The organism is Xanthobacter nonsaccharivorans (assembly GCF_043194755.2).
Taxonomy (GTDB): domain Bacteria; phylum Pseudomonadota; class Alphaproteobacteria; order Rhizobiales; family Xanthobacteraceae; genus Xanthobacter; species Xanthobacter autotrophicus_G.
Genome location: NZ_CM195526.1, coordinates 501,574 through 513,426, shown reverse-complemented (window position 1 = coordinate 513,426; position 11,853 = coordinate 501,574). Strand labels below are relative to the sequence as shown.

At 67.9% G+C, this 11,853-nt stretch carries 12 protein-coding genes; 4 read left to right on the top strand and 8 right to left on the bottom strand.

Annotation, left to right across the window (positions count from 1 at the left end):
• Nucleotide 1: 1 nt before the first annotated feature.
• From V5F59_RS02340 to V5F59_RS02305, 8 genes are read right to left on the bottom strand one after another with little or no spacing between them, the layout of a single operon-like run.
• Complete coding sequence (locus V5F59_RS02340; protein WP_393982999.1) at nt 2-1,177, bottom strand: CaiB/BaiF CoA transferase family protein; 1,176 nt, start codon at nt 1,175-1,177, stop codon at nt 2-4.
• A 2-nt stretch (nt 1,178-1,179) separates the two neighbouring features.
• Nucleotides 1,180-1,965: an enoyl-CoA hydratase/isomerase family protein gene (locus V5F59_RS02335; RefSeq protein WP_393983000.1), complete on the bottom strand. Its 786-nt coding sequence runs from the start codon at nt 1,963-1,965 to the stop codon at nt 1,180-1,182.
• The gene (locus tag V5F59_RS02330) at nt 1,962-2,783 is read right to left on the bottom strand and encodes an alpha/beta fold hydrolase (RefSeq protein WP_393983001.1); all 822 of its coding nucleotides are present in this window, start codon (nt 2,781-2,783) and stop codon (nt 1,962-1,964) included. The genes V5F59_RS02335 and V5F59_RS02330 overlap by 4 nt, the downstream gene beginning before the upstream one ends.
• Nucleotides 2,780-3,514 carry an ABC transporter ATP-binding protein gene (locus V5F59_RS02325; protein ID WP_393983002.1) on the bottom strand — a complete coding sequence of 245 codons (735 nt, stop codon included), beginning with the start codon at nt 3,512-3,514 and terminating at the stop codon, nt 2,780-2,782. Before V5F59_RS02325 ends, V5F59_RS02330 begins: the two co-directional genes overlap by 4 nt.
• Nucleotides 3,507-4,244 carry an ABC transporter ATP-binding protein gene (locus tag V5F59_RS02320; protein ID WP_393983028.1) on the bottom strand — a complete coding sequence of 246 codons (738 nt, stop codon included), beginning with the start codon at nt 4,242-4,244 and terminating at the stop codon, nt 3,507-3,509. The genes V5F59_RS02325 and V5F59_RS02320 overlap by 8 nt, the downstream gene beginning before the upstream one ends.
• Before the next feature lie 5 nt (nt 4,245-4,249).
• The gene (locus V5F59_RS02315) at nt 4,250-5,236 is read right to left on the bottom strand and encodes a branched-chain amino acid ABC transporter permease (protein WP_393983003.1); all 987 of its coding nucleotides are present in this window, start codon (nt 5,234-5,236) and stop codon (nt 4,250-4,252) included.
• A gap of 28 nt (nt 5,237-5,264) precedes the next feature.
• Nucleotides 5,265-6,143, bottom strand: coding sequence for an ABC transporter permease subunit (locus V5F59_RS02310; RefSeq protein ID WP_509211161.1), 879 nt, complete (start codon nt 6,141-6,143; stop codon nt 5,265-5,267).
• Between the two features lie 40 nt (nt 6,144-6,183).
• Nucleotides 6,184-7,401, bottom strand: coding sequence for an ABC transporter substrate-binding protein (locus V5F59_RS02305; protein WP_393983005.1), 1,218 nt, complete (start codon nt 7,399-7,401; stop codon nt 6,184-6,186).
• Between the two features lie 114 nt (nt 7,402-7,515).
• On the opposite strand from V5F59_RS02305, the gene V5F59_RS02300 reads away from it, so the two are divergent.
• From V5F59_RS02300 to V5F59_RS02285, 4 genes are read left to right on the top strand one after another with little or no spacing between them, the layout of a single operon-like run.
• The gene (locus V5F59_RS02300; RefSeq protein WP_393983006.1) at nt 7,516-8,310 is read left to right on the top strand and encodes an enoyl-CoA hydratase-related protein; all 795 of its coding nucleotides are present in this window, start codon (nt 7,516-7,518) and stop codon (nt 8,308-8,310) included.
• Nucleotides 8,310-9,089 (top strand): SDR family NAD(P)-dependent oxidoreductase, encoded by a 780-nt coding sequence (locus tag V5F59_RS02295; protein WP_393983007.1) that lies wholly within the window; start codon nt 8,310-8,312, stop codon nt 9,087-9,089. Before V5F59_RS02300 ends, V5F59_RS02295 begins: the two co-directional genes overlap by 1 nt.
• Nucleotides 9,090-9,140: 51 nt before the next feature.
• Entirely contained in the window at nt 9,141-10,331 is a 1,191-nt protein-coding gene (locus V5F59_RS02290) for an acyl-CoA dehydrogenase family protein (protein ID WP_393983008.1), read from the top strand.
• A 44-nt stretch (nt 10,332-10,375) separates the two neighbouring features.
• Complete coding sequence (locus V5F59_RS02285) at nt 10,376-11,299, top strand: IclR family transcriptional regulator (protein ID WP_393983009.1); 924 nt, start codon at nt 10,376-10,378, stop codon at nt 11,297-11,299.
• Nucleotides 11,300-11,853 lie beyond the last annotated feature (554 nt).

The window sequence follows — 11,853 nt, the reverse complement described above, 5'->3', positions numbered from 1 at the left end:
CCTAGCCCGCCGTCGAAGCGGAACGGATCGAAATCGGATGGGATGCCGGCCCCGCATCGCCGATCCGCGGCGCCGGCGCGCGGCTGCGGCGGGTGATGCCGGCGCCCATGAGCCCGCTGCGCAGCGTGAAGGTGCGTCCTTCCGTGGGATGGTCCACGGCCTCCACCAGGCCGCGGCTGCGCACATGCTCGCTCGCCACCGCCTCGTCCGGAGTGAGCACCGGGATGACCGGCAGGCAGAGCGCGACCATGCGGGCGCCGATCTCGTCGCGGTCGTGGGCGAGGCAGTAGTCGGACAGCGCCTGCCGGAACAGCTCCGAGCGGTCGCCGTGGCTGGACAGGCGGGCCTTGGGATCCTCGTCGAACACCAGATCGGGCCGGCCGATGGCCTCGCAGAAGCGCCGCCAGATCTTGGCCTCCAGCAGGCAGACCGCGATCTTCCTGCCGTCGCGCGTCGGGTAGGTGGTGTAGCGCGGATTGCCGCCCCAGACCTCCATGGCCGGCGTGCCGGAGCCGCCGGCGAGCCGCCCGAGGGCGCTGGCAAGGCCGATATTGCCCATGCCGAACAGGGCGTCGAACATGGCCACGTCGAGATAGGCGCCGACGCCGTCCCGGTCGCGGTTGCGCAGCCCGCCCAGGATGCCGATCACGGCCATGCTGGCGGCGGCATAGTCACCGGCCTGGAAGGCCGGGGCCGGCGCGTCCGAGAGCGAGAGGAGGCCGGTGGCGGCCTGGATGGCGAGGTCGTGGCCGGCGATCGGCGCGAGCGTGCCGGTCTGGCCGAAGCCGGTGATGCTGCAATAGACGAGGCGCGGGTTCAGCGTCCGGGCCCGTTCCCAGTGGACCTCCAGCTTCTCGGCGCCGCCGCGGCCGAAGGATTCCACCAGCACGTCCGCCTCGGCGATGAGCCGGTGCGCCTCGACTTGCCCCGCGGGATCGGAGAGGTCCAGCGTGAGCGAGCGCTTGCCGCCGTTCACGGAGCAGAAATAGACGCTTTCCTGCTTGTACAGCGGCGCGTTGTGACGGCTCGGATCACCGTCCGGGCGCTCCACCTTGATCACCTCGGCGCCGAGATCGGCCAGCATCTGCGTGCACCAGGGGCCGGGCAGAAGGCGGCTGAAGTCGGCCACCTTGATGCCGGCGAGCGGCAGCTTCGCGTCGGTCTTCGCGGTCTGCATCTTCAGGCTCCCACGAAGCGCGCGGGCCGCTTCTCCAGGAAGGCGCCGATGCCCTCCTGCTTGTCGCGGGTGCCATAGACGGTGGTGACGAGGAAGGTCTCGAACTCGATGGCCGAGGCGAGGTCCATCTGCATGCCGCGATGCACAGCGCGCTTGACGAAGGCGAGGCTGAGCGGCGCCCGGGTCGCGTACAGCTCGGCCATCTCCTGCGCTTTGGCCAGAGCGCCGCCCCGTTCGGTGAGGCGGTTGACGAGCCCGATCCGCAGGGCCTCCGCGGCGTCGATGGGCTCGGCGGCGAACAGCATGTCGAGGGCGTTGGCCATGCCGACCACGCGCGGCAGGCGCTGCGTGCCGCCAGCGCCTGCCACAGTGCCGATGCGCGCGCTGGTGATGGCGAAGCTCGATCCCTCGCCGGCGACGCGCAGGTCGGCCGCGAGCGCCAGCTCCAGCCCCCCGGTCATGCAGAAGCCCTCGATGGCGGCGATGACCGGCTTGGAGGCATGCTCCAGGGCCGAGTTCAGCGCATGCCACTGGTTGAAGTAGCGCGTGCCGTCGGTGGCCGTCTTCACCTGCACCGCCTCGGTCAGATCGGCGCCGGCCGAGAAATAGTCCCGGCCGCCGTAGAGGATGATGGTGCGGCTTTCCGCATCGTCCTCCGCGACGGCGACGGCGGCGATGATCTCGGCCATCATCTTCAGGCTGACCGCGTTGCGGCGGTCCGGCCGATGGAGGTTCAACACCAGCGCCGGACCCTGGCGCTCGACGCGGATGGTCTCGTATTCACTCATCTCGACACCCGATTGTGAAAGTCGCTTAGCAACGCCTCGACCGCCCGCGGCGCCTCGTACTGCACCCAGTGCCCCGCATCGGGGACGATGTGGATTTCCGCGTCGGGGCGGGCCGCGCTGACCCGCTCCGCCCGCGCGGCGATGGAAGGGACGGGCAGATGGTCTTCAGCCCCCCAGATGATCTGCAATGGCGCGGTGAGCCGTCCGACGTCGTCCACCAGGCAGTCACGATGGCTGACCTTGCGGCTGTCGAAGCGCAGCCGCGCGATGTTCGCGCTCTGCAGGTCCACCACCGGATCCTCCGGAGCGGGGGGCCGGGACATCATGAACTGGCCGAGATTGTGGGCCACCGCCACGCGGTGCCCCTTCAGGTCCTCCTCCGCCGCCGGCACCGGGACCAGCGCCACCTTGCGTCCCAGCGGCACGCCGAAGCCGCCCGGGCCGAGCAGGGAGAGGGCGTTCACCTTCCCACCGAGGCGGCGGGCGACGGCGGCGGCGATCACCGCGCCGAAGCTGAAGCCGACGAGGCCGAAGGACGGGGCATCCGCCATCGCCCGCGACAGATCCGCGGCGATGGCGTCGAGATAGGCCTCCGGCGCGCTCGCCTGCGGCGCGGGCGCATCGCCGTAGCCCGGCAGGTCCACGGCGGTCACCGCGAAGCTGCGGGACAGCGCCTCCACATTGGCGATCCAGTGGGTCCAGGACCCCACTCCGCCATGGACCAGCACCAGCGGTGCCCCGGCGCCGAAGCGGCGCACGGCGAGCGTTCCCACAAGCTCGGGAGCGGGCGCGGCGGGGTGAAGCAGCAGCGCGTTCATGCCACCTCCGCGTCGAGTGGCCGCCCGAGATAGGATTCGATGACGGCGGGATGCTCCACCACCTCCCTCGGACTGCCCTCGTGCAGTTTCTGGCCGAAGTTCAGCACCACCACGCGCTTCGACAATGCCATGATGACCTCAACCAGATGCTCGATCATCACGATGGTCACACCCGAGGCATGGATGCGCTGGAGCACCACCATGAGATCGTCCACCTCGCCGCGGGTGACGCCGCCCATGACCTCGTCCAGCAGCAGCAGGCGCGGCGCGGTCGCGAGGGCGCGGGCCAGCTCGAGCTTCTTCTTCTCGCCGAGCGTGAGCGCACCCGCGTGCATGTGCCGCTTGGCGGCGAGGCCGGTCAGCTCCATGGGCAGCTCGGCGGCCTTGCGGGCCTTCGCCAGGCTGCTGGTCTTCGCGCCCGAGAACAGCGCCCCGGTCATCACGTTGTCCTCGACCGACATCTCCGAGAACGGCCGCACCACCTGGAAGGTGCGCCCGACGCCGCGATGGGAGATCTGGTAGGGCTTCAGGCCGACGATGGAGCGCCCCTCGAACAGGATGTCGCCCGAGGTGGGCTGCATGTAGCCGGTGACGAGGTTCATCAGCGTGGTCTTGCCGGCGCCGTTGGGGCCGATGACGCCGACGAACTCGCCCTGCCCCACCCGGATCGAGAGGTTGCCGACCGCCTTGAGGCCGCCGAAGGATTTCGAGAGATCACGGACCTCAAGCATGGCTCGCCTCCGCGGCGCGGGCGGACTTGCCGCCGATGAAGGCTTCGCGAACCTCCGGCGACGCGCGCAGCTCCGTCGTGTCGCCGGCATGCACGATGCGGCCCGCCGCCATCACGTAGCCGCGCGTCGCGACGGACAGCGCGGCATGGGTGTTCTGCTCCACCAGGAGGATGGTGATGTCGGTGGCGGCGATGGTGCGGATCGCCGCGAACATCGTCTGCACCACCTTGGGGGCAAGGCCCAGGGACGGCTCGTCGAGCAGCAGCAGGCGCGGGTTGGCCATCAGCGCGCGCCCGAGCGCCAGCATCTGCTGCTCGCCGCCGGACATCAGGCCGGAGCTCTGGCGCCGCCGTTCCGCGAGGCGCGGGAACAGGTCGTAGACCTCGTCGAGCTTGCGCTTGCGCTGGGCGCGCGCGTTCACGTTGAAGGAGCCGAGGACGAGGTTCTCCTCCACCGTGAGGTTGGGGAACACCTTGCGCCCCTCCGGCGACAGCGCCACTCCGGCCATCACCCGCTCGTGGGACGGCATGGCGAGCAGGTCCGCGCCGTCGTAGCGGATGCGCCCCGCGCTTGCCGCCACGAGGCCGGACAGGACCCCCATCGTGGTGGTCTTGCCGGCGCCGTTGGCGCCGAGGAGGCAGATCACCTCGCCGCGGTGGAGCTCGAAGTCGAGCCCGTGCAGCACGGTGGATTCGCCATAGCCGGCGTGGAGGCCGGAGACCGACAGCAGCGCGCTCACGGCTCGATCCCCCGCATGGAGCGGACCGGGAGCGCGGGGGCATGCTCCGCCTTCCGGCGCGCACGCCGGTTCCGCATCAGCCCCTCGATGCCCTTCGGCAGGAACAGGATGCAGACGATCAGCACCAGGCCGAAGGTGAGCTGGCTGACGCCTTCGACGCTGCCGAACCAGATCCGCGTCGCCTCCGACAGCACGATGATGGCGACCGAGCCGATCACCGGCCCGGCGAGGGTATGGATGCCGCCGAGGATGGGGGCGATCTGCGCCAGGATGGTGTTGTGCAGGGTGAAGGCCACCTCGGGATCGAGATAGCCGCCGTACCACGCGTTGATGGCTCCCGCCGCGGACGCCATGGCGCCGGAGATGGCGACGATGACGAGCCGCTGGCGGCGCGGCGCGATGCCCAGCATCTGCGCCGCGGCCTCGTTGTCGCGCATGGCGCGGGAGGCGAACTGGAGCTTCGAGCACGAGATCAGAATGGCGACGCCGACGCTCGCCACCGCGGCCAGCGCGCCGAACAGATAGAGCGCATGCTGGCTCGGCCGCAGGTCCTGCTTCAGGAACAGGCCCACCGCGCCGCCCGTCACCTCGGGCACCATGAGCGCGGAGATGCGCAGGCCCTCCGACAGCGCGAGGGTGGCGATCGCGAAGAAGATGCCCTTCAGCGAGCCGGTGACAAAGGCGAGCAGCGCCCCCATGACCGCGCCCACGAGGCAGGCCACCGCCACCGTGGCGAAGACCGAGCCGCTCCAGGCGTTGGCCGCGAGGATCGCGGTGTAGCTGCCCACGCCCCAGAAGGCGGAATGCCCCAGCGAGACGAGGCCGGCATTGGCCATGAGGTTCCAGCTCGTCGCCAGCATGATGAGCGTCGAGATGCGGAACAGCCAGTTGTTGATCTGCGGCGCGTCCCAGAAGCTGGAGGCGACGAGCAGGAGCGCGGCGAGGACGCCGAGACCGCTCATGATGCGTGCGTGGCGTGTCATGGCCCGTGTCGTGGCTCGTGTCATGGCTTCACTCCGCCACCGCTTGGCCGATGATGCCGCGCGGGCGCAGCACCAGGACGAGAAAGAGGGTTGCGAAGGCGACGGCCTCGGCCCAGCCGGTGCCGTTGGGCACGTAGTAGCTCACCGCGGTCTCGGCGAAGGCGAGCAGGAACGCCCCGATCACCGCGCCGGCGATGCTGCCGAGCCCGCCCAGCACGATGATGGCGAAGCCTTTCACCAGGATATGGAAACCCATGAAAGGGGAGATCGCGCCGAGGAAGCTCATGATGACGCCGCTGGCGACGCCGAGCGACACGCTGAGCCCGAAGGCGAGGGCGTACATCTGCGGCACGTTGATGCCCATGAGCACGGTGGCCTCGCGGTTCTCGGCCAGCGCCCGGGTGGCGCGGCCGAACTCGGTGCGCTTCAGCCAGAAGAACAGCGCAAGCACCAGCGCGAGGGCGACGGCGAAGCCGATCAGGCGGCCGCCCGGCACGATCACCTCGCCGAACCCGAAGGACGTGTAGGCATAGGAGGGCACCACCGAGCGCTCGTTCGCCTTCCAGCCGATGAGCGCGGCGTTCTGCAGCACGAGGCCGATGCCGAAGGTCAGCAGGATCTGGTTCACATGCGGCGCAGCGAGGACGCGCTCGATGGAGATGTGGAACAGCCCCATGCCGAGCAGGCAGCCGGCCACCATGAGGAACGGCATGGCGAGGAGCGGATCGACGCCAAAGACAACGAACACCGTGTAGGCGCCGTAGGCTCCAAGCATGACGGCCTCGCCATGGGCGAAATTGATGACCCGCGTCACCCCGAAGCTCAAGGCAAGGCCGATGACCATCAAGGTGTAGATGCCGCCCAGAAGGAGGGCATCCACGATCAGCTGCGGAATAAATTCCATCATCCGTCTCCGATGAACGGGCCAGAACCCGGAATGGCGGATGTCAATACTTGACGGGCTGAAGGCGGCCGGTGGCCGGCCCCGGCGGATAAAGCAGCACGTTCTTGCCGTTCTCGCGCTGGAACACCACCATCTCGGTGAAGGCCTGCTGCTTCGTGCCGGACGGCGTCTCGACGAATTTGGCGGTGCCGAGCAGCGTGTCGGGAATGTTCATCTTGCGGAGCTCGGCGGCCACCTTCTCCTTGTCGTCGCCGCCGGCCCTCTCGATGGCGAGGAACAGCAGCATGGCGCTGACGTAGCCGCCCGCATCCTCGAAATCGGGCTCCTGGCCGTATTTCTTGATGAATGCCGCCTCCCATTCGTCGCTCGGCGGGAACAGCTTGGGATAGTCCTTGTTGCCGGGGCGGTTGAGGCCGGGAAGATAGGTGGTCACGCCCACCCATCCCTCCTGGGCGGGCCCCACCGCCTTCTGCCACTCGTCGAGCTGGGTCGCCGCGGTGCCGATCAGATAGGGGACTGGCATCTTACGGGTGTAGATCTGCTTCGCCAGCGTCACCGCATCGGTGGTCTGGAGCAGGCCGACGATCACGTCGGGCTTGGCGCGGGCGATCTTGGTGAGCAGCGGGTTCATGTCCGCCGCATTGGTGCGCACGATCTCCTCGGCGACGATCTCGAAGCCGGCACCCGTCAAATACTTCTTAGCGTAGGGATAATGCGTCCGGCCATAGTTGTCGTCCGTATAGACGATCGCGATCTTCTGTCCGGGCGCCAGCCGAGCCTTGAGCGCAGCGGCAACGCTGGCATGATAGTTGTAGGCGTAGGGAAAGGTGTGGAAGAATTCCGGATCTCCGCCGACTTCCTCTTCCAGCTTCGTGCTGCTGGACCCGGGCACGAGCCAGACGGGCTTGCCCTGCCGCCAGGCGGGAATCGCCGCCGCCACGGTCGGGCTGCCGATGGGGCCGATAATGTAGTTTACCTTCTCCTTGGTGACGAGCTCGTTGAATACCGAGATGGTGGCTTGGGATTCCGACTGAACATCCCGGACCAAGAGCTCGATCTTCTTGCCGGCGACCTTGCCGCCATAGACTTCCGCAGCGAACTCGGCGCCGCGCTTTCCGGACGCGCCATAGGCGACGAAGCGCCCGCTCAGCTCCATCGGCACGCCGATCCTGATGGTCTCTTCGGCCCGCGCGGGCGTCACGGCGAAGGCGGCGGCCACCGCAAGGCACGCGAGGATCCCGCCTGAGGAAAGACGTTTCATGCTTTTCTCCCTGAGCGCCGATCTTGAGTTGCTCGTCGGCATTGAGATGGGTATATCAATTTGAAACTGGGTCCGTCTAGCGGAATCTGGTCAGAAATATGCGGGGAGAAGCAGGTGGCCTACGAGGACGTTCTGTATGACGCGGAGGGCGGCATCGCCCGGATCACCATCAACCGCGCGGATGTACGCAACGCGGTGCGGCCGCGGACCTATGAGGAGCTGACCCACGCCATGGCGCGCGCCGCCGACGATCCGGAAGTCGGCGTCGTCGTGCTCTCCGGCGCCGGGGATAAAGCGTTCTGCTCCGGCGGCGACATCCGCGACCAGTCGAAGCGCGTGCCCCCGGTGGGACGCGCCCACATGCGCCGCCTGTTCAACCTGTCGAGCGTGATGCGGGCAATGGACAAGCCCGTCATCGCCAAGGTGCGCGGCTTCTGCGTGGGCGGCGGAAACGAGATCAACCTGTTCTGCGACATGACGGTGGCGAGCGAGGACGCCAAGTTCGGCCAGACCGGCCCGCGCGTCGGCAGCATTCCCGTCTGGGGCGCCTGCCAGCTGCTGGCCCGTTTCGTCGGCGAGCGCAAGGCGCGGGAAATGGTGTTCACCTGCCGCCTCTACACCGCCCAGGAGGCGCTCGCCATGGGCCTCATCAACCAGGTGGTACCCGCCGAGGCTCTCGACGCCACCGTCGACGCCCTCTGCTCCGACATCCTCGACAAAAGCCCGCAGAGCCTGCGGATCGCCAAGCTCGCCCTCAACGCGGGCTCCGATCGCGACTTCTATTCGGCGTTCTTCCCGAGCGCCGAGCTGCTCGCCTCGATCTACGGGAACGAGGAAAACATGGAAGGCATCACCGCCTTCCTGGAAAAGCGCAAGCCCGACTTCCGCCGGTTCCGGAGGGCGCTGTGATGGGCGATCATGGACGCTTCGAGGGGCGCGTCGCCCTCATCACCGGCGGGGCGCGCGGGATCGGATTTGCGGCGGCCCAGCGCATCGCCGCGGAAGGCGGCCGGCTGGCGCTCGCCGACATCGACGGGAAGGCTGCGGCGGAGGCTGCGGCCGCCTTGCCGGGCGCCATCGGCATCGCCTGCAACATCACGCGCGAGGACGAGGTCCGCCACATGGTGGACCAGGCCGAGCGCACGCTCGGGCCGCTGGACGTCTTCATCAACAGCGCGGCCGTGCTGGACGACAAGCTGTTCCTCGACTCCTCGCCGGCCGACTGGGCGCGCATGCTCGGCGTGTGCCTCAATGGCCCCATGCTCGGCCTGCGCGCCGTGCTGCCGGGCATGGTGGCGCGCGGCCGGGGCCGCGTCGTCTGCCTCGCGTCCGATTCCGCCCGCATCGGCCAGGCCCGCCTGTCCTATTACGCCGCGGCCAAGGCCGGGGTCATCGCGCTGGTCAAGTCGGTGGCGCAGGAAGTGGGGCGCGGCGGCGTGACCCTGAACGTGGTCTCCCCCGGCGCCACCAACACACCGCTGCGCATCGACCGCGAGGCGGGCCTGCGTGCGCAGATGGGCGAGGAGAAGTACGCCCGCCGGGTGCAAAGCGTGCTGAAGCTCTATCCCGCCGGCCGCATCGGCGAGCCGAAGGACATCGCATCCGCCATCGCGTTCCTCTGCAGCGACGAGGCCTCCTGGATCACCGGCCAGGTGCTGAGCGTCAACGGCGGCTTCGTGATGCCCTGAAAGGGCGGCGACGAGATCAAATCGGGAAGAAACAGTTCGGGACGGACAGACATGGACTTCAAGCTGAACGAAGATCAGGAGATGCTGCGCGACGCGGTCCGCCGCATGGTGCGCTCCCAGATCGAGCCCCGCCTCAAGGCGAACCATCCCGACCGGCCCCTGCCCAAGGCGGTGATGCTGGAGATCTATGCGGCGCTGGCCGACATGGGCCTCACCGCCCCCCGCCTGCCCGCCTCGGCCGGAGGCGGCGAGATGCGCATGCTGGACTACGGCATCGCCTTCGAGCAGCTGCCGCCGGTGATCGCCATCTCGCTCATCTCCCACGAATGCACCATTGCCCGCATCCATGCGGAAGGCGGGGCGGCGCACGCCCGGACCCTCCTTCCCGACCTGATCGCCGGCCGCAAGATCTGCTGCACCGGCTCCACCGAGCCCAACACCGGCTCGGACCCCCGCGGCATCGCCACGCGGCTCACCGACCTCGGCGACGAATGGAGCGTTTCCGGCACCAAGATGTGGATCACCAACGGCACGATCAGCGACGTCATGATCGCCACCTGCGTCGCCGGCCGGGCGGAGAACGGCGCCGCGGTGATGCAGCGCGTCCTGATCGAGCGCGACACGTCGCCCTATCAGGCGCACGAGATCGCCGTGCTGGGCCTTCGTCAGGGGCACTTGTCGGAGATCGTCCTCGACGATTGCCGGGTGCCCAGGCAGAACGTTCTCGGCAGCGGCGGCGATGCGGCACGGATTCTCCAGGGAACCTGGGTCGGCAACCGCCCGCTGTTCGGCCTGTGCGCCGTCCACATGGCGCAGCGCGCCCTCGACATGGCGGTCGCCTATGCCGGCGTGCGCCGGCAGTTCGGCGAGGTCATCGGCCAGAAGCAGCTCGTGCAGGCGCGGCTGGCGGATATTGCAACCGCTGTGACAACCAGCCGCCTCCTCTGCTATCACGCCCTGTCGCTGATCGACGATGGCGCGCGTGCCGACGGCACCGCGGCCATGGCCAAGAGGTATGCCACGAACGCATGCGCGGAAGCTGTCTCCCTGGCGATGCAGGTGCATGGCGCCATGGGGGTGGCGGAGGAGACAGGATTGGAGCAGCTCTATCGGGATGTGCGCATGCTGCCGATCCCCGACGGAACGAACGAGATCCTGACCTTGATCCTCGGGCGCGAGCTGACCGGCCTCAACGCGCTGCGGCCAGAGGCGCGGCGGCCTGCGCAGCGGGCGGCGGAATGAGGATGGCGGGCGTGGCGTGAGGATATCCAGGCGAGGGGGATGACATGATTCGGGCTGTTGAACGGGCGCTCGCCATCTTCGATGCCTTCGACACGCAACATCAGAGCCTCTCCCTTCAGGAGATCGGCGACCGGATCGGCATGCCCAAGGCCACCACGTTCCGGCTCGTCAATACCCTCCAGAACGGCGGCTTCCTGGTGCGGCTGGAGAACCAGCGCTATTGCCTGTCGTTGAAGATCCTGCGCCTCGCCGGGCTGGTGAAGAGCACGCTGGGCATCCGCGAGGCGACGCGCCCCACCATGGCGGAGGTCTGCAGGCTGACGGGCGAGACCGTGACGCTGAACATCCGGTCCGGCCTCGAACGCATCTGCATCGACGTGGTGGACACCCCGTCTCCCCTGATGACCATCGTGCGGCCGGGCGAGCATGTGAGCCTCATCCACGGGGCGACCGCCCGCCTCCTTCTCGCGTATGCAGGCGAGACGGAAATCGACGATGTCATCGCCCAGACACCGGGCTCCGAAAAACTCGATGTGCCCGCATTGAAGGCTTCGCTCGCAGAGATCCGGGCCAAGGGCTATGCCTGCACGTCCGGCCAGCGCATTCCGGGCGTCACCGCCATCTCGGTGCCGATCTTCGACATCAACGACGAGGTGCACTATTCCCTGTCGGTCACCGGCCCCAGCATCCGGATGGAGTCGCGGCTGAAGGACTTCAAGAAGATCCTGATCGAGGCCGGCGCCTCGATTTCGGCGATGATGGGAACCTCCAGGATTACCAAGGCGCCCCCGCTGCAAGCCGAGCTTGAAAGCATGGAAGCGGCGCCGTCTCGCCCCGTGCGGAAGCGGGCGTCCAAGCCGGCCGGCGTGCTCGCGCACGATCTGCTGACCCTTGGAGATGTTGAGGCGTCTCCCAAGAGCTCGCGAAAAAGCCACGTTAAGAGGGACGGCCGCAGGGCTGCGACCTAAGTGTTTCATATTTTTGATTAAAGCAAACCGATGGGGTTGATGTCCCATCCGGCGGGCACGGCTGGATGCCTGAGCAACACCCGCGACCGAGCTGCGGAGCGGACGAGAACCTGTCAGATTTTGATGTCTTGGCTATGGAGACTGGCCAAGAGGGACTTCTAGGGCTGAGACACGGATCGGAATGCATGAGAATGCTCGCGATCTTGCATGAAGGTTGATCCGAGACCATTCGTTGGACCGCCGGAAGTTGGAGTTTCCGGCCTTGCTCACGGCGGAGGGCTGGGGGCGCCGCCGGAGTTCTGCAACGTGATCGGCGGCTTATGGTCGATGGCCCCATGCGGCCGATCCTCGTTGTAGATACTATGTGAGCGGCGGCCTCGTGTCGACCGCGGCCTCTGCAAGGAGGTCGCCATGACATCTGTCGACGGTTCCCGCCCAGCATATTTTACTTCTATCGAGCTCAGTCAGTCCAACTGGCTCGTTGGGATCTTGATGCCGGGCTCCGATCGGGTCGCAGGGGATGATCTCAAAGGAGACAGGCTGCCCGGTCTTGT